Origin of the sequence: Actinokineospora xionganensis (assembly GCF_014323725.1) — a bacterium.
GTDB classification, from domain to species: Bacteria; Actinomycetota; Actinomycetes; order Mycobacteriales; family Pseudonocardiaceae; genus Actinokineospora; species Actinokineospora xionganensis.
Genome location: NZ_JABVED010000007.1, coordinates 51,694 through 69,136 on the forward strand (window position 1 = coordinate 51,694; position 17,443 = coordinate 69,136).

Sequence of the window (17,443 nt, forward strand, 5' to 3'; positions counted from 1 at the left end):
CCACCCAATCTAGAACGTGTTTCACCCGCCGACAAGGCCGGCGAGAGTCTCGATCTCGGCTGTCGACCCGCAGCCGACGACGAGCATCGTCACACCGGCCTTCTCCCACTGCCCGATCCGCGCGCGCACCCGCTTCGCGGTCCCGATGATCGCGATGTCGTCGACCAGTTCGTCCGGGATGACGGCGGCGGCCTCGTCGCGACGGCCGGCGCGGAACCGCTCGCCGACCTCGTCGACCACGGCCGCGTAGCCCATCCGCCGGAACAGCGTGGCGTGGAAGTTGAGCTCCGGCGCGCCCATGCCGCCGAGGTAGAGCGCGAGGACCGGCTTGATCCCCGCGTAGGCCGCGGCCGGGTCGTCGGTGACGATCACCTGCGCGCCCGCCGCCACCTCGAAGTCGGCCCTGGAGCGCCGCGCGCCGGGCGTCGCGAATCCCTCGTCGAGCCAGGCGTTGTACTGGTCGGCCATGCGCAGCGAGAAGTACACCGCGAGCCAGCCGTCAGCGATCTCCGCGGCGAGCGCGACATTCTTCGGGCCTTCGGCACCGAGCCAGATGGGCAGGTCGGTTCGTAGTGGATGAGTGATCGGCCGCAGGGGTTTGCCGAGGCCCGTGGCACCCGCGCCGGTGTAGGGCAACGGGTAGTTCGGGCCGTCGGCGACCACCGGGGCCTCGCGGGCGAGGACTTGGCGGATGATGTCGACGTACTCGCGGGTGCGGGCCAGCGGGCGGGCGAACGGCTGCCCGTACCAGCCCTCCACCACCTGCGGCCCGGAGACGCCCAGCCCGAGAATGGCGCGGCCCCCGCTGAGGTGGTCCAGGGTCAGCGCGTGCATGGCGCACGACGTGGGCGTGCGCGCCGAGAGCTGGGCCACCGACGTGCCCAGCCGCACCCGGCTGGTCGACGAGCCCCACCACGCCAACGGGGTGAACGCGTCCGAGCCCCACGATTCCGCCGCGAACACCGCGTCGAACCCGTGCCGGTCCGCGGCGCGCACAAGCTCCCCCGCATTGCCGGGCGGCCGCGCGCCCCAGTAGCCGAGCTGAAGTCCGAGCTTCATCCTGACACCTCCTTGCGCCCAATCTTAGAACGTGTTCCACTCGGAGGGTGACGGTGCCACTGAGCGCCCCGCTGCGTGTGGGGTTCGACTACACCCGGTCTCTCGGGCCGGTGCTGGGCCACTTCATGACCGAACTGCGTGCCCGGCGGGTCGTCGGCGTGCGCGGTTCGGATGGCCGGGTGCACGTCCCCCCGGTCGAGTACGACCCGGTCACGGCCGCGCCACTGAGCGAGTTCGTCGAGGTCGCGGCCGAGGGAACGGTCGTGACTTGGTCCTGGATGCCGAAACCGCTTGCGGGACAACCCTTCGACCGACCGTTCGCCTGGGCCATGGTCCGCTTGGACGGCGCGGACACCCCGCTGCTGCACGCCGTCGACGTGGCCGACCCGTCCGCGATGTCGATCGGCATGCGCGTCCGCATCCGCTGGGCGGCGGACCCGATCGGCGGAATCACGGATATAGCATGCTTCGAGCCGGCCACCAACCCGCTCCCCACGACTTATCCACAATTCGCCGAACCATCCACAACTCCAACGCGCCCCTCCCCCCAACCCGCCGGCGCCGATAGACTGGCCAGGGGCCGTCCCCCCGGTGAGGGCGGGGGCCGCGCGGGCGACGTGACGATGGTGACCACGCCCATTCACCTCGACGTCGTGCACTCCGTCTCCCCCGAGGAAAGCAAGTACCTGCGCGCACTCGCCCACGGGAAGCTGCTGGGCCAGCGGTGTCCCAAGTGCCACAAGGTCTACATCCCCCCACGCGGCGCCTGCCCGGTGGACGGCGTGCCGACCACCGACGAGGTCGAACTGCCCGATGTCGGCACTGTGACCACGTTCTGCGTGGTCAACGTGCCGTTCCTGGGCCAGCGGATCAAACCGCCCTACGTCGCCGCGTATGTGCTGCTCGACGGCGCCGACATCGCGTTCCTGCACCTTGTCCTCGGCTGCGCGGCCGACGAGGTGCGGATGGGCATGCGGGTGCGTGCGGTGTGGAAACCGGCTGAGGACTGGGGAACGACATTGGAGAACATCGACCACTTCGCGCCGACCGGGGAGCCGGACGCGCCGTACGAGACCTATGAGGGGCACCTTTGAGCACCGAGGTGGCGGTCGTCGGCTTCGCCCAGGCCCCCCATGTCCGGGCCACCGAGGGCACGACCAACGGCGTCGAGATGCTGGTGCCGGTGTTCGCCGAACTGTTCGCCGAGACCGGACTGACGAAGGAGGACATCGGCTTCTGGTGTTCCGGCTCGTCGGATTACCTTGCCGCGCGGGCGTTCTCGTTCATCGCCGCGGTCGACGCGATCGGGGCGTACCCGCCGATCAACGAGTCACACGTGGAGATGGACGGCGCCTGGGCGCTGTATGAGGCCTGGCTGAAGATCCGGACCGGCGAGGTGGACACGGCCCTCGTTTACGGCTTCGGCAAGTCGTCGGCGGGAGACCTCCGCCGCACCTTGGCCTTGCAGCTCGACCCGTACACGGTCGCTCCACTGTGGCCGGACTCGGTCAGCATCGCGGCCATGCAGGCCAGACTGGGTATCGACGCCGGGCTGTGGTCCGAGCGGGCGATGGCCGAGGTCGCCGCGCGAGCCCACGGCGGCGACGCGGTCGATCTGCTGGGTGAGCCGTATATCGCCGACCCGTTGCGCCGCCACGACTGCGCGCCGATCACCGACGGCGCGTCCGCGGTGATCCTCGCATCCGGTGAGCGCGCCCGAGAGTTGCGGGAACGGCCGGCCTGGATCACCGGCATCGAGCACCGGATCGACTCCGGCAGCCTCGGCGCGCGCGACCTCACCACTTCACCGTCCACCGCGGCCTCGGCGCGAGCCGCGGACGTCGACGGCGTCGAGGCAGCGGAGCTGCACGCGCCGTTCACCCATCAGGAGATCCTGCTGCGCCAAGCCATCGGGCTCGGCGACGACGTGTCGGTCAACCCGTCCGGCGGCCCGCTGACCGGAAACCCCATGTTCGCCGCGGGCCTGTCCCGGATCGGCGAGGCGGCCCGGCTGCTGTTCGACGGACTGCACGGACGGGTCCTCGCCCACGCGACCAGCGGCCCCGCACTGCAACAGAACCTTGTCTGCGTCATGGAGGCCCGATGAAGCAGCCCGCGGCCGTGCTCGGTGTCGGTCAGACACACCACCGGGCCAAGCGGCTCGACGTGTCCATGGCCGGGCTGTGCCGGGAGGCGATCGACCGCGCGATGGCCGACGCGAACGTCGACTGGGACGGCATCGACGCCGTGGTCGTGGGCAAGGCGCCCGACCTGTTCGAGGGCGTGATGATGCCCGAACTGTTCCTCGCCGACGCTCTCGGCGCCGTGGGAAAGCCGTTGCTGCGCGTGCACACCGCGGGCTCGGTCGGCGGCTCGACCGCGAACGTCGCCGTGAGCCTGATCCACTCCGGCGTGCACCGCCGGGTGCTGGCCGTCGCGTTCGAGAAGCAGTCGGAGTCCAACGCCATGTGGGCGCTGTCGATCGCGCCGCCGTTCTCGATGCCGGTGGGCGCGGGGGCGGGCGGCTACTTCGCCCCGCACGTCCGCTCCTACATTCGCCGATCCGGCGCGCCTGAGCACATCGGCTCGCTGGTCGCGGTGAAAGACCGGCACAACGGCGCCCGCAACCCCTACGCGCACCTGCGTCAGCCCGACATCACCCTGGAGTCGGTGCGGGCGTCGACGATGCTGTGGGACCCGATCCGCTACGACGAGACGTGCCCGTCGTCGGACGGCGCCTGCGCCATCGTGCTCGGCGACAGTTCCGCCGCACACAGGGACTCCGCGTGGATCCAGGCGACCGCCATGCGCACCGAGCCGACGACCTTCGCGGGCCGCGACCAGGTCAACCCGCGGGCGGGCCGCGAAGCCGCGCACGCGCTGTGGCGCGAGGCCGGGATCACCGACCCGCTCCAGGAGATCGACGCCGCCGAGATCTACGTGCCGTTCTCCTGGTTCGAGCCGATGTGGCTGGAGAACCTCGGTTTCGCAGCCGTTGGCCAGGGGTGGAAGCTCACCGAGTCGGGCGCGACCGCGATGGACGGGCAGCTCCCGGTGAACGCCTCGGGTGGCGTCCTGTCGTCCAACCCGATCGGTGCCTCCGGCATGCTGCGCTTCGCCGAGGCGGCGCTGCAGGTGATGGGCCGCGCGGGCGACCACCAGGTCGACGGCGTCCGCCGCGCCCTGGGCCACGCCTACGGCGGCGGGTCGCAGTACTTCTCGATGTGGGTGGTGGGCAGCGAAAAGCCGTGACCGCGTTGCGCGGTCACGGCTTCGCGGGGATCACTTGTACGCGACCTGGAACTCCTTGATGCCGTTGAGCCAGCCCGACCGCAGCCTGCGTGGCTCCCCGACCTTTCGGATGTCGGGCATGTGGTCGGCGATCGCGTTGAACATCAGATCGATCTCCATGCGCGCGAGGTTCGCGCCGACGCAGAAGTGCGCGCCCGTGCCGCCGAAACCGAGGTGCGGGTTGGGATCGCGGGTGATGTCGAACTTCTCCGGCTGGTCGAAGACCTCGGAGTCGTAGTTGGCCGAGCTGTAGAACAGGCCGACCCGCTGCCCCTTCTTGATCTCCACACCGCCCAGCTCGGTGTCCTGCTTGGCGGTGCGCTGGAAGGACACCACCGGGGTGGACCACCGGACGATCTCGTCGGCGGTCGTCGACGGGCGCTCGGCTTTGTAGAGCTCCCACTGCTCCGGGTTCTCCAGGAAGGCGTGCATCCCGTGGGTGATCGCGTTGCGGGTGGTCTCGTTGCCCGCCACCGCAAGGAGAAGCACGAAGAAGCCGAACTCGTCGGACCCCAGGTTGCCGCCGTCGACGTTGGCGTTGACCAGTTTCGTGACGATGTCGTCGGCCGGGCAGCGCTTGCGCTCCTCGGCGAGGTTCCAGGAGTAGCCAAGCAGCTCCATCGACGCGGCCTCCGGCTCGACGGAGTACTCGGGGTCGTCGTAGGCGATCATCTGGTTGGACCAGTCGAACACCTTGTGCCGGTCGTCCTGCGGGATGCCCAGCAGCTCCGCGATCGCCTGCAGCGGCAGCTCACACGCGACGTCGGTGACGAAGTCGCCCGTGCCGGTCTCCTTGGCGGCGTGCACGATCCGCGCGGCGCGGCAGGCGAGGGCGTCCTTCAGGCTGTTGACCGCCTTGGGCGTGAACCCGCGGGAGACGATGCCGCGCAGCTTGGTGTGGTGCGGCGGGTCGATGTTGATCAGGATGTTGCGCTGCAGGTCGATCTTCTCGCGCTCCATGTCCGGCCCGAACCGGATGATCGCGGTGTTCTCCCACGTCGAGTAGAGCTCGCTGTTGCGCGAGACCTCCTTGACGTCGGCGTGCCTGCTGACCACCCAGTAGCCGTCATCGCCGAACCCCGCGGCGTTGTGCGGCTGGGCGTTCCACCACACCCCCGAAGTGCGCCTCAGCTCTGCGAACTCCTCGACCGGCACGCGCTGGGCGTACAGGTCCGGGTCGGTGAAGTCGAAGCCCTCGGGGATCTCAGCCACGGCTACCTCCATGCTGGAACAGGTTCTATATTCGATTTGAGCATACGGTGTTAACTTTTGGAACCCCGGCAGCAAGATCGATCTCCGGTCAATCTTGCACCGTTCGAGAACCTGTTCTAGTTTTATGGACGGAAGCCGAGTGGATGGAGCGCGGTCGTGGGCAATCCCGTCATCGTCGAGGCTGTGCGAACCCCCATCGGCAAGCGCAACGGAGCCTTGGCCCACCTCCACGCCGCGGAGATACTGGGCGCGGCCCAGCGCGGCCTGCTCGACCGCGCGGGCCTCGACCCGGCGCTCGTGGAGCAGGTGATCGGCGGCTGCGTGACCCAGGCGGGCGAGCAGTCGAACAACGTCACCCGAACGGCCTGGCTGCACGCCGGACTGCCGCACACCACCGGATGCATGACGGTCGACTGCCAGTGCGGCTCGGCCCAGCAGTCCACCCACCTCGTGGCGGGTCTCATCGCCATCGGCGCGATCGACACGGGCATCGCCTGCGGCATCGAGGCCATGAGCCGAGTTCCCCTGCGCGCCAACGTCGGCGACGCCTCCCCCCGGCCCGACTCGTGGTCGATCGATCTGCCGAACCAGTACGTCGCCGCCGACCGGATCGCCGCCAACCGGGGAATCAGCCGGTCCGATGTGGACGGTTTCGGCGTCCGCTCACAGATCCTGGCGAAACGCGCCTGGGAAGAGGGCCGCTACGACCGCGAAGTCGTCCCCATCGGCGACGTCAATCGCGATGGAGGACTGCGCGACACCACAATCGAGGGCCTGACAGCGCTGAAGCCGGTACTGGAGGGCGGACTGCACACCGCCGGAACGTCATCACAGATCTCGGACGGCGCCTCAGCGATCCTGGTCATGGATCTCGAACGCACCCGGGCGCTGGGTTTGCGACCACGAGCCCGAATCGTCGCCCAGTGCCTCGTGGGAGCGGACCCGTACTACCACCTCGACGGCCCGGTCCAGGCCACTGAGCGAGTGCTGGAGCGCAGCGGGATGAAGATGGGCGACCTGGACCTGTTCGAGGTCAACGAAGCCTTCGCGTCGGTGGTGCTCTCATGGGCGCGGGTACACAACCCGGACATGGACAAGGTCAACGTCAACGGCGGCGCCATAGCTCTGGGCCACCCAGTGGGCAGCACCGGAACCCGCCTGATCACCACAGCCCTACACGAACTGGAACGCCGGGATGGTTCTACGGCCCTGATCTCAATGTGCGCGGGCGGCGCCCTGGCGACCGGCACCATCATCGAACGCCTCTAGCGCTGACACCCAGGCACAGAAACCGGGCACAGCAACCATCACCCACCGGCCACGGACCGAGCCCGACGGCCCGTTCAGAGTGCTTCGCCACCACCTCCGGCCCAGGCCAGGCAGGCAGGCAGGCAACCTAGGCCCCATAAACAGGAGCAGCAGGCACAGCCTTGTCAAGCAGGTCCGCAACCACCGGCCCTAGTTCGGCCGGAGCCCAGCGAGCCCCTTTGTCCACCGAAGGCCCATGCCGCCACCCATCGGCGACAGAGACCTTGCCCCCCTCAACCTCAAACACCCGCCCGGTCACCCCAGTGGATTCCACACTCCCCAACCACACCACCAACGGCGAGACGTTCTCCGGCGCCATGGCGTCAAACCCGGCGGAAGGCGCGGCCATGGCGTCAGCGAAGGCGGTCTCGGTCATCCGAGTGCGAGCAGCAGGAGCGATCGCGTTCACCGTCACCCCGTAGCGGCCGAACTCCGCCGCCGCCACCAAAGTCAACCCGGCGATCCCAGCCTTGGCCGCCGAGTAGTTCCCCTGCCCGACACTGCCCGACAAACCGGCGCCAGAGCTCGTGTTGATGATCCGCGCGTCCACCGCCACACCGGCTTTGCTCTGCCCACGCCAGTGCTCAGCCGCGTGCCGCATCGGAGCGAAGTGCCCCTTGAGGTGCACCCGAATCACCGCGTCCCATTCGGCTTCGCTCAGGTTCACCAGCATGCGGTCCCGCAGGAACCCGGCGTTGTTCACCAACACGTCCAGCCTGCCGAAAGCGTTCACCGCAGTGTTGATCAACGCACCAGCACCTGCCCAATCGGCAACATCGGACGTGTCGGCAACCGCCTCCCCACCCAGCGCCTCGATCTCGGCGACCACCTCAGCCGCCGGACCCGCCGAAGCGGATGAGCCGTCAAGCGCCGCCCCGAGGTCGTTGACGACCACCTTCGCACCCTCGGCGGCGAAGGCCAGGGCGTGGGCACGGCCGATGCCCCGCCCGGCGCCGGTGACGACGACGACCCGGTCTTGGCACAGCCCCATCAGTTCTCCCTGATATCGCTCGCGGACAGGAACGCGGGGACCTCGCCCCCGCCGTGCACCAGCAGCGTCGCCCCGGTGACGTAGGACGCCATCGGCGAGGCCAGGAACACCGCGCACGCGCCGATCTCGTCCGGCTCGGCGAGCCGTCCTATCGGGACGGTCGCCGCGACCGCGGCGACCCCTGCGTCGTCGCCGTAGTGCAGTTCGGCCAGCTCGGTGCGGACCATGCCGACCGCCAGCGCGTTGACCCGCACGTCCGGCGCCCACTCGATCGCCAGGCTCGCGGTGAGGTTGTTCAGACCCGCCTTGGCCGCGCCGTAGGCGGCGGTGCCGGGCGAGGGGCGGGTGCCGCTGACGCTGCTCACCATGACGACCGACCCCGACCGCTCGGCCAGCAGCGGATACGCGCGCTGGGCGACGATCAGCGGGGCCAGCAGGTTCAGCTCGACGACTTTCGAATGGAACCGCGGGGACGCCTCGGCGGCTTTGGCGAACGGCGCGCCGCCCGCGTTGTTGACCACCGTGTCGAGCCTGCCGTAGCGCGCGCGGACGGTCTCGATCAGGGCGTCGACCTGTTCGGCGTCGCGCACATCGCACTGGACGAACTCGCCGAGCGGGACGTCCGGGCGGTTCCTTCCGCAGGTCACGACGGTCGCGCCGGCTTTGCGGAACGACCGGGTGATACCCGCGCCGACCCCCCGCTCGCCCCCGGTCACCAGTGCCACCGAGTCCGGCAGGGACAAGCTCACGGTCGCCTCCTAGCCGTGGTCGGGATCCACTGCTAACGTACCAAGCAATCGCTAGGTTTGGAAGGAGGCGGGGCCACCATGGGCATCACGACCAGCCGCGGCGAAACAGGTGTCACAGGCATCACAGTCGTCACCGTCGACTTCCCGCCGGTCAACGCGATCCCCGTGCGGGGGTGGTTCGACCTGGCCGACGCGGTGACCGACGCGGGCCGGGACGAGTCGACGCACGTCGTGGTGCTGCGGGCAGAGGGGCGCGGGTTCAACGCGGGCGTGGACATCAAGGAGATCCAGCGCTCCGACGGACACGACGCTCTTGTCGGCGCGAATCGGGGCTGTTATGCCGCGTTCGCCGCGGTGTACGACTGCGCGGTGCCGGTGATCGCCGCGGTGCAGGGGTTCTGCCTCGGGGGCGGAATCGGTCTCGTCGGCAACGCCGATGTCGTCATCGCCAGCGCGGACGCGACCTTCGGGCTGCCCGAAGTGGACCGCGGGGCGTTGGGTGCGGCCACCCACCTGGCGCGGCTCGTCCCACAGCACTTGATGCGCACGCTGTACTTCACCGGCCGATCGGTCGACGCGGCGACGCTGCTCCACTATGGATCGGTGTACGAGGTGGTTCCGCGCGCGTCGCTGGATTCCGCCGCTTTGGCTCTGGCAAAGGAGATCGCGGCCAAGGACACCCGGGTCATCCGGCGGGCCAAGGAAGCGATCAACGGCATCGACCCGCAGCCGGTGCACCGCAGCTACCGCTTCGAGCAGGGCTTCACCTATGAGCTCAACCTGATCGGCGCGTCCGACCACGCCCGCCAGTCCTTTCTGGACGGCACGAGCTAGAGGGGAACATGGTGCGCGACAAGCGGATGACGGCCGACGAGGTGGTGGCCTGCCTGTCCGACGGGATGACGGTCGGAATCGGCGGCTGGGGCTCGCGGCGCAAGCCGATGGCGCTGGTGCGGGCCATCCTGCGGTCGAAGTTGAAGGACCTGACGGTCGTGTCCTACGGCGGGCCCGATGTCGGCCTGCTCTGCGCTTCCGGGCAGGTGCGCAAGGTCGTGTTCGGGTTCGTCTCGCTCGACACGATCGCCTACGACCCGTGGTTCAGGCACGCCAGGGAGAACGCGCGGGTCGAGGTGCGCGAACTGGACGAGGGGATGCTCCAGTGTGGACTTCGGGCCGCCGCGCACCGGTTGCCGTTTCTGCCGATCCGCGCGGGCCTCGGCTCGGACGTCCTGCGGCTCGATCCGACGCTGCGCACGGTCCGGTCGCCCTATGACGATGGCGAGGAACTGGTCGCGATGCCCGCGCTGCGGCTCGACGCGGCACTGGTGCACCTCAACCGCGCCGATCGCCACGGGAATGCGCAGTACCTCGGCCCCGACCCGTATTTCGACGATCTGTTCTGCCTGGCCGCGGAACGCCGCTACGTCTCGTGCGAGCAGATCGTGGAGACCGCGGAACTGTCGGCCACGGCCCCAGTGCAGACGTTGCTGCTGAACCGAATGATGGTCGACGGCGTCGTGGAAACCCCACGCGGCGCGCATTTCACCAGCTGCGCGCCCGACTACGGCCGGGACGAGGCCTTCCAGCGCACGTACGCCCGAGCGGCGGCCGATCCGGCGCTGTGGGCCGAGTTCACCGACCGCTACCTGTCCGGCGATGAGGCCACCTACCAGGCCGAGGTTGGGGTGCCCGCATGAGAGCCGACAGCTGCGCCGTCGCCTGCGCCGACCTGTTCCGCGGGGACGGCGAGATCCTGGCCAGCCCCATGGGCACCATGCCCACCCTGGGCGCTCGCCTTGCCCGGTTGACCTTCGCCCCCGACCTGCTCATCTCCGACGGTGAGGCGATGCTGTTCGCCGACACACCGGCGCTGGGCACGGCAGGCCAGGTCGAGGGCTGGCTGCCGTACCGGGCGGTGTTCGACGTGCTGGCCTGGGGCCGCAGACACGTCGTCATGGGCGCCAACCAGCTCGACCGGTTCGGCAACCAGAACATCTCCTGCGTCGGCGACCACGCCCAACCCCAGCGCCAACTACTCGGAGTCCGCGGCGCTCCCGGCAACACGGTCAACCACCGAACGAGCTACTGGGTACCGAAACACAGCCCCCGCGTGTTCGTCGACCACGTCGACATGGTCTCCGGAGTCGGATACGACAAGGCAACCGGACCTTTCCACGACATCCACCGGGTCGTGACCGACCTGGCCGTCCTCGACTTCAACACCCCAACTCACACCATGCGACTCGTGTCGGTGCATCCGGGCGTGACGGTCGCCGAGGTGCAAGCGGCGACGGGGTTCGCTTTGTCCATTGAGGACGTGGTGGAAACCCGGCGGCCGACACCCGAGGAACTGACCCTGCTGCGCACCCTGGACCCCGACAACTTGCGCGAACGCGAAGCCCCCACTCGCGAGCCCGCGGTTCAGCAGGCGACACTGCGATGAACTCGACGGCGCCGAGGCCAACCCAACAACCGAAGAGTTCTTGTTTTGCGACCGAAACCCGAAAATCGCAGCCCCCACCCGTCCCGGGGGGGACGTCCCTTGTCCAGCGCATCGGGGGTAGGGGTGCGGTGGGGGGTTGTGGATCTTCCTGTGGATAGCCGGAGGTAGGTGTGGATAAGTCGATGGAGACGGCGTTCACGCGGTTGGTTGGGGTTCGGTATCCGGTGGTGCAGACCGGGATGGGGTGGGTGGCCGGGCCTCGGCTGGTCGGTGCGGTGGCGCGGGCAGGCGGCTTGGGGATTCTCGCGTCGGCGACGATGACGTTCGACGAGCTGGCCAAGGCGATCGCGGAAACCAAAGCGCGCACGGACGAGCCGTTCGGGGTCAATCTGCGGGCCGACGCGGTGGACGCCCCAGCGCGGGTGGAGCTGTTGATCCGTGAACGGGTCAAGGTCGCGTCGTTCGCGTTGGCGCCCACGAGAGAGCTCATCGCGAAGCTCAAGGACCACGAGGTCGTCGTCATCCCCTCCGTCGGGGCCGCACGGCACGCTGAGAAGGTGGCGGCCTGGGGCGCGGACGCGGTCATCGTGCAGGGCGGCGAAGGTGGCGGGCACACCGGGTCGGTGGCCACCACCCTGCTACTTCCGTCCGTTGTGGACAGTGTGGACATTCCGGTGGTCGCCGCCGGTGGGTTCTTCGACGGCCGTGGACTCGTGGCCGCCCTGTCCTACGGCGCGGCCGGGATCGCCATGGGGACGAGGTTTCTCCTCACCCAGGAGAGCACCGTGCCCGACGAGGTGAAGCGCGCCTATCTCGAGCGGGGGCTCGACGGCACGGTCGTCAGCACCCGCGTCGACGGCATGCCTCATCGGGTGCTGCGCACCGAACTGGTGGACAGGCTTGAGAAGTCCGGCCGAATCCGGGGCCTGGCCGCCGCCGCCCGCAACGCCATCCGGTTCCGCGCGCTGACGAAGCTGAGCTGGTCGGCGATGGCCCGCGAAGGCCTGGCCATGCGCCACGGCAGGGAACTGAGCTGGTCGCAGGTGATCATGGCCGCGAACACGCCGATGCTGCTCCGCGCGGGTCTGGTCGAGGGCAACACCGACGCGGGGGTGCTGGCGGGCGGGCAGGTCGTCGGCCTGCTCGACGATCTCCCGACCTGCGCGGACCTGATCGACACGATCATGACCCGGGCCCACGAGACCCTCGAGCGGCTGGCGAAACTCAACGCCTAGGCAGCCCGTCAGACGAGTTCCTTCTCCATCGCCGCCAAGCCCGTCTCCAGGTGCGTCAGCAGCCGCTGCAGGTGCGGGACCGTTCGACGGCAGCCGGTCAGGCCGAACTCCAGGCTGCCGTCGTAGCTGGTCACCGTGATGTTGAGCGCCTGCCCCTCGTACGGGATCGACACCGGGTACACGCCCTCCATCCGCGCGCCATTCCAGTACAGCGGCCGCTTCGGGCCAGGCACGTTCGAGATCAGCAGGTTGAACGCCGGTGGGGTGAGCTTCTGCGCGCCGGGCACCAGGGCCACCGCGAGCGGGGCGAACGGGATGGCGCTGAGCGCGGTGATCTGCAGCTGGCTCATGCCGCTGTAGAACTGCTTGCCGCGGCGCATCGACTCCGAGATGGCGGCGAGGCGGTCGACCGGGTCCTCGACGTCGGTGGCCAGGGTGCACAGGATCAGGCCGACAGCGTTGCCGCCCGCTTCCCCGTCGCTGTCCGAGCGCAGGGAGATCGGGACGGCGGCGACCAGCGGCTTGTCCGGCAGCGCGCCGAGTTCGATCATGTACTCGCGCAGCGCGCCCGCGCACATGGCCAGCATGACGTCGTTGACGGTGGCGCCCGCGGCGACCCCGACGGCCCGGATGCGGTCCATCGGCCAGCCCTGGGCGGCGAAGCGGCGCGCGCCGGTGATCGGGACGTTGAACATCGACTTCGGGGCCTCGAAAGGCAGCGTCGCGGACTGCTCCTGAAACACCTGATTGGCGTAGCGGACGACCGCCGGGGCCAGGCTGATCACGTCGCGGAACGCGCCGAAGGCGTTGGCGATCCCACTGAGCGGCGGCCCTTCGCGGCCGCGTGGCGCCGAAGCCGCGTCCGTGCGCATCCGCGGGGACCACGGGGGACGCATGTTGCGCTCGTCCGGATCCTCCGACAGCGACTTCTGCAGCAGGCGCAGCGCGGACACGCCGTCTACCAGCGCGTGGTGGACCTTCGTGTAGACGGCGAAGCGGTTCTCCGACAGCCCGTCGATCAGGTGCGCCTCCCACAGGGGGCGGTGCCGGTCGAGCAGCGAGCCGTGCAGCCGCGACACCAGCTCCAGCAGCTGACGGACCTGGCCTGGCGCGGGCAGCGCGGACAACCGGACGTGGTATTCAAGATCGATGTCGTCGTCGTTGGCCCAGGCGAGTGGCCCGACGGTGCCGATCCCGCGCGGCCTGCGCCGAAACAGCGACCGGATGTCGACTTCGGACAGCAGCTCGCGGTGCAGGTTGCCCACGAAGTCCGGCCCGGCGCCTTCCGGACGCTGGAACAGCTGCAGCCCGCCGACGTGCAGGGGATGCTCCCGCGACTCGCCGAGCAGGAACATCGAATCCGTCACGGGCATCATCGCCATCGCGTTCCTCCTGGTTCGGGTGGTCCCGAAGGGTCAACGCTGCCACTGCGAAGTGGTTACCGCAATCAACCGAGACGTTCGACAATGGTGACGTTGGCCTGGCCGCCACCTTCGCACATCGTCTGCAGGCCGAACCGGCCGCCGGTGCGTTCGAGTTCGTGCAGCAGAGTGGTGAAGAGCTTGGTTCCGGTTGCGCCGATCGGGTGTCCCAACGCGATCCCGCCGCCGTTGACGTTGACCTTCGCCGGGTCCGCGCCGGTCTCCCTGATCCACGCGAGCGGCACGCTGGCGAACGCCTCGTTCACCTCGAACAGGTCGATATCCGAAATGGACATTCCGGCCCGGTCCAGGGCGAACCGGGTCGCGCGGATCGGCGCGGTGAGCATGTAGACCGGGTCGTCGCCGCGCGCGGACAAATGGTGGATACGCGCGCGCGGGGTGAGGCCGTGCTCTTTGACCGCGCGTTCGGATGCGACCAGGACCGCGCTTGCGGCGTCGGAGATCTGGCTGGCCATGGCGGCGGTGGAGATCCCGCCCTCGCGCAGCGGCTTGAGGCCTGCCATCTTCTCCAGGGACGTGTCCCGACGCGGACCCTCATCGACCCGGGCATCGCCCAACGGGACGATCTCGCGGTCGAACCGGCCCGCGTCGATCGCGGCCACCGCGCGCTGGTGGCTGGTGAGCGCGAACCCTTCCAACTCCTCGCGCCCGATCTCCCAGCGCTCGGCGATCAGGTCGGCCGAGCGGAACTGGTCGACCTCCTCGGCTCCGTATCGGGCGGCCCAGCCGGTCGAGCCCGACATCGGGGTCGGGAAGCCGAACTGGTGCCCTACGGTCATCGCCGAGCCGATCGGGATCTGGCTCATGCTCTGCACCCCACCTGCGACGACCATGTCGGCGGTGCCGCTGAGCACGGCCTGCGCGGCGAAGTGCAGCGCCTGCTGGCTCGACCCGCACTGCCGGTCGACGGTCACCCCCGGCACCTCGTCGCTGAACCCGGCGGCCAGCCAGGACAGCCGGGCCACGTCGCCTGCCTGCGGGCCGATGGTGTCGACACAGCCGAAGACCACGTCGTCGACCGCCGCCGGGTCCACCTCCGTCCGACCCATGAGCGCGCGCAACACGTGTGCGCCGAGGTCGAGCGGGTGCACGCCGCTGAGGGCTCCCCCGCGCCTGCCGGTGGGCGTGCGCAGGGCGTCGACGATGTAGGCCTCGGCCACGATCACTCCTTCGTCTTGGTGGCGATCCCGTCCAGGAGGATGCCCAGGTACTGCCTGGCGACGTCGTCGTGGCCGAGTGGGCCGCCGGGGCTGTACCAGCGGACGGCGACCCAGACGGTGTCGCGCAGAAAGCGGTAGGCGACCTCGATGTCGAGGTCGGGGCGGAACGCGCCGCGGGCGATGCCGTCGCTGAGGATGGTCGACCACATCTTGCGGAACTGGACGTTGCGTTCCTCGATGTAGCCGAACCGCTCGAACTCGGCGAGGTACCCGGCTTCGTTCTGGTAGATCGCGACCTCGGCGTGCCGCTCGTCGATCGCGGCGAAGGAGGCGACGACGATCGCCTCAAGGGTCTCGCGGGGGCCGAGGCCGCGGGCGAGGATCTCGTCGTAGCGGCCGAAGAGGGCGTCGAGGAAGCCGGTCAGGATCTCGTCCACCATCGACTCTTTGGAGTCGAAGTGGTGGTAGAGACTGCCGGAGAGGATGCCCGCCCGGTCGGCGATGTCGCGGACCGTGGTGGCCCGGAACCCGCGCTCGGCGAACATGTCGGCGGCGAGCGCGAGCAGCTCGGCGCGTCTGCCGGTGCCCTCGGACGGCTTCCGTTCTCGCATGTCAGGGGTGTTCCTTCGCTCAGGGGTGCTGGCTGCTGACCGAGATGACCTCGCCGGTGAGGTAGGACGCGTAGTCCCCGGCCAGGAACACCATGACATTGGCGACTTCCCACGGCTCGGCGGCCCTGCCGAACGCCTCCCGGCCCGCCAGTTCGGTGAGCAGCTCATCGCTGGTCACCTTGGCCAGGAAGGGATGCATGGCCAGGCTGGGCGCGACTGCGTTCACCCGGATGCCGTGTTCGGCGACGTCGACCGCGGTGCACCTGGTCAGCGCCATCACCCCCGCCTTGGCCGCCGCATAGTGGGCTTGGCCCTGCTGGGCGCGCCAGCCGATGACGGAGGCGTTGTTGACGATCGACCCGCCGCCGCCCTGGGCGATGAACCGCCGGACCGCGGCCCGGGTGCAGCGGAAGGTGCCGTTGAGGGTGACGTCGAGGACCCGGGACCACTCGTCGTCCGCCATGTCCACAATGGACTTGGTGCCGCCGAGGCCCGCGTTGTTGACCAGGACGTCGATGCGGCCGAAGTGCCCGGCTGCCCCGTCGATCAAGGCCTGCACGTGGGTCTCGTCGGTGACGTCGCAGACCAGCGAGTGCACCTTGCCGGGGTGGTCGGCGGCGAGCTTCGCGGCGGTCTCGGCCAGCCGGCGCTCGTGCCAGTCGCTGACGACGACCTTCGCGCCCTCCTCCAGCGCGCGGCGGGCGACCGCGGAGCCGATGCCGGTGCCCGCGGCGGCGGTGACGACGACGACCTTGCTGTCGAGCAGGGCGTGCCCGGCCGGGTAGGACGGAACGTTCATGCGCGGGCCTCTCGCGGCAGGCCGAGCACGCGCTCGGCGATGATGTTGCGCTGGATCTCGTCGGAGCCGCCGTAGATCGTGTCGGCCCGGCTGAACAGGAACAGCCGCTGCCACTCGTCGAGACCGTCCGGAGTGAGCATCGACGCCGCGCCGACCACATCCATGGCGAGTTCGCCAAGGCCGCGGTGCCACCGGGACCAGACGAGCTTCGCGACGGAGGCATCGGTGCCGCGCACGGCGTAGGCGCACATGACCTCCAGGCCGACGCGCGCGCGTGCGAGTCGTTCGGAGATGGCCGGGTCCTCCGCCGCGCCATTGCGAAGAGCCAGATCGGCGAGGGCGTCGAGTTCACGGCGGAAGCCGACCTGCTGGCCGAGGGTGGCCACGCCACGCTCGAAGGACAGCGTGCCCATGGCGACCTTCCAGCCGCCTCCGGGCTCGCCGACCACAAGGTCGGCGGCGGTGCGGGCACCGTCGAAGAAGACCTCGTTGAACTCCGACGTGCCGGTGAGCTGGACGATCGGGCGGACCTCGATGCCGGGCTGGTCCATGGGGACGAGCAGGTAGGACAGGCCGTGGTGGCGCTGCGAACCCGGTTCGGTGCGGGCGATCACGAAACACCAGTCGGCCAGGTGCGCGAGTGAGGTCCACACCTTCTGCCCGGTGATCACCCAGTCGTCGCCGTCGCGGCGGGCTGAGGTGTGCACCGCCGCGAGGTCGGAGCCGGCGTTCGGCTCGGAGTAGCCCTGGCACCACAGCTCGCGGACCTGCCGAATGCCCGGAAGAAAACGTTTGCGCTGCTCGTCGGTGCCGAACGCGAGCAGGGTCGGGCCGAGTAGTTCCTCGCCGATGTGGCTGACCCGGGCGGGCGCGTCGGCGCGGGCGTACTCCTCGTGGAAGGCGATCTGGTCGGCCAGGCTCGCGGCCCGGCCACCGTGTTCGACCGGCCAGCCCAGGCAGGTCCAGCCCGCGGCGGCGAGGTGGCGGTCCCAGGCGATGCGCTCGTCGAAGGCCTCGTGCTCGCGGCCCGGTCCGCCGAGTCCGCGCAGGTGGCGGTACTCGCCTGCGAGGTTGTCGGCCAGCCACTCCCGCGCCGATGCCCGAAAATCGTCCACGCGCACCTCCGCTCTTGCTCCCGTCGGT

17 protein-coding genes are annotated in these 17,443 nt (G+C 69.6%); 8 read left to right on the top strand and 9 right to left on the bottom strand.

Going from position 1 to position 17,443, the window contains the following annotated elements:
- Positions 1-21: 21 nt before the first annotated feature.
- Entirely contained in the window at positions 22-1,059 is a 1,038-nt protein-coding gene (locus GPZ80_RS13815) for an LLM class F420-dependent oxidoreductase (protein ID WP_187220749.1), read from the bottom strand.
- Positions 1,060-1,106: 47 nt separating this feature from the next.
- On the opposite strand from GPZ80_RS13815, the gene GPZ80_RS13820 reads away from it, so the two are divergent.
- The 3 genes from GPZ80_RS13820 to GPZ80_RS13830 are packed head-to-tail and all read left to right on the top strand — an operon-like array spanning position 1,107 to position 4,311.
- Positions 1,107-2,153 (top strand): Zn-ribbon domain-containing OB-fold protein, encoded by a 1,047-nt coding sequence (locus tag GPZ80_RS13820; RefSeq protein WP_312880317.1) that lies wholly within the window; start codon positions 1,107-1,109, stop codon positions 2,151-2,153.
- Positions 2,150-3,166: a thiolase family protein gene (locus GPZ80_RS13825; protein WP_187220750.1), complete on the top strand. Its 1,017-nt coding sequence runs from the start codon at positions 2,150-2,152 to the stop codon at positions 3,164-3,166. The genes GPZ80_RS13820 and GPZ80_RS13825 overlap by 4 nt, the downstream gene beginning before the upstream one ends.
- On the top strand, positions 3,163-4,311 hold the full coding sequence (locus GPZ80_RS13830; protein WP_187220751.1) for a thiolase family protein: 1,149 nt from the start codon (positions 3,163-3,165) through the stop codon (positions 4,309-4,311). The genes GPZ80_RS13825 and GPZ80_RS13830 overlap by 4 nt, the downstream gene beginning before the upstream one ends.
- A 30-nt stretch (positions 4,312-4,341) precedes the next feature.
- Here GPZ80_RS13830 and GPZ80_RS13835 read toward each other — a convergent pair whose 3' ends face one another.
- Positions 4,342-5,574, bottom strand: coding sequence for a cytochrome P450 (locus tag GPZ80_RS13835; RefSeq protein WP_187220752.1), 1,233 nt, complete (start codon positions 5,572-5,574; stop codon positions 4,342-4,344).
- A 144-nt stretch (positions 5,575-5,718) separates the two neighbouring features.
- On the opposite strand from GPZ80_RS13835, the gene GPZ80_RS13840 reads away from it, so the two are divergent.
- Positions 5,719-6,831, top strand: coding sequence for a steroid 3-ketoacyl-CoA thiolase (locus tag GPZ80_RS13840; RefSeq protein WP_187220753.1), 1,113 nt, complete (start codon positions 5,719-5,721; stop codon positions 6,829-6,831).
- Positions 6,832-6,958: 127 nt separating this feature from the next.
- Here the strand turns inward: GPZ80_RS13840 and GPZ80_RS13845 are convergent, their stop codons facing one another.
- Positions 6,959-7,861 carry an SDR family oxidoreductase gene (locus GPZ80_RS13845; RefSeq protein ID WP_187220754.1) on the bottom strand — a complete coding sequence of 301 codons (903 nt, stop codon included), beginning with the start codon at positions 7,859-7,861 and terminating at the stop codon, positions 6,959-6,961.
- Entirely contained in the window at positions 7,861-8,610 is a 750-nt protein-coding gene (locus GPZ80_RS13850) for an SDR family oxidoreductase (RefSeq protein ID WP_187220755.1), read from the bottom strand. The genes GPZ80_RS13845 and GPZ80_RS13850 overlap by 1 nt, the downstream gene beginning before the upstream one ends.
- Positions 8,611-8,688: 78 nt before the next feature.
- Here GPZ80_RS13850 and GPZ80_RS13855 point away from each other — a divergent pair, with 78 nt between their 5' ends.
- From GPZ80_RS13855 to GPZ80_RS13870, 4 genes are all read left to right on the top strand, one after another.
- Complete coding sequence (locus tag GPZ80_RS13855; protein ID WP_187220756.1) at positions 8,689-9,444, top strand: enoyl-CoA hydratase family protein; 756 nt, start codon at positions 8,689-8,691, stop codon at positions 9,442-9,444.
- A gap of 11 nt (positions 9,445-9,455) precedes the next feature.
- Entirely contained in the window at positions 9,456-10,307 is an 852-nt protein-coding gene (locus GPZ80_RS13860; RefSeq protein WP_187220757.1) for a CoA transferase subunit A, read from the top strand.
- Entirely contained in the window at positions 10,304-11,053 is a 750-nt protein-coding gene (locus GPZ80_RS13865; RefSeq protein ID WP_187220758.1) for a CoA-transferase subunit beta, read from the top strand. Before GPZ80_RS13860 ends, GPZ80_RS13865 begins: the two co-directional genes overlap by 4 nt.
- Positions 11,054-11,235: 182 nt before the next feature.
- Complete coding sequence (locus tag GPZ80_RS13870; protein ID WP_187220759.1) at positions 11,236-12,288, top strand: NAD(P)H-dependent flavin oxidoreductase; 1,053 nt, start codon at positions 11,236-11,238, stop codon at positions 12,286-12,288.
- An 8-nt stretch (positions 12,289-12,296) separates the two neighbouring features.
- Here the strand turns inward: GPZ80_RS13870 and GPZ80_RS13875 are convergent, their stop codons facing one another.
- The 5 genes from GPZ80_RS13875 to GPZ80_RS13895 all read right to left on the bottom strand — a co-directional run bounded on the left by GPZ80_RS13875 (position 12,297) and on the right by GPZ80_RS13895 (position 17,421).
- Positions 12,297-13,670, bottom strand: coding sequence for a WS/DGAT/MGAT family O-acyltransferase (locus GPZ80_RS13875; RefSeq protein WP_187220760.1), 1,374 nt, complete (start codon positions 13,668-13,670; stop codon positions 12,297-12,299).
- Positions 13,671-13,735: 65 nt separating this feature from the next.
- On the bottom strand, positions 13,736-14,890 hold the full coding sequence (locus GPZ80_RS13880; RefSeq protein ID WP_187220761.1) for an acetyl-CoA C-acetyltransferase: 1,155 nt from the start codon (positions 14,888-14,890) through the stop codon (positions 13,736-13,738).
- Positions 14,891-14,892: 2 nt separating this feature from the next.
- Positions 14,893-15,501, bottom strand: a complete 609-nt coding sequence (locus tag GPZ80_RS13885) for a TetR/AcrR family transcriptional regulator (RefSeq protein WP_187220762.1) — start codon at positions 15,499-15,501, stop codon at positions 14,893-14,895.
- 19 nt (positions 15,502-15,520) lie between these two features.
- Complete coding sequence (locus tag GPZ80_RS13890; protein WP_187220763.1) at positions 15,521-16,300, bottom strand: SDR family oxidoreductase; 780 nt, start codon at positions 16,298-16,300, stop codon at positions 15,521-15,523.
- Positions 16,297-17,421: an acyl-CoA dehydrogenase family protein gene (locus GPZ80_RS13895; protein WP_187220764.1), complete on the bottom strand. Its 1,125-nt coding sequence runs from the start codon at positions 17,419-17,421 to the stop codon at positions 16,297-16,299. The genes GPZ80_RS13890 and GPZ80_RS13895 overlap by 4 nt, the downstream gene beginning before the upstream one ends.
- Positions 17,422-17,443 lie beyond the last annotated feature (22 nt).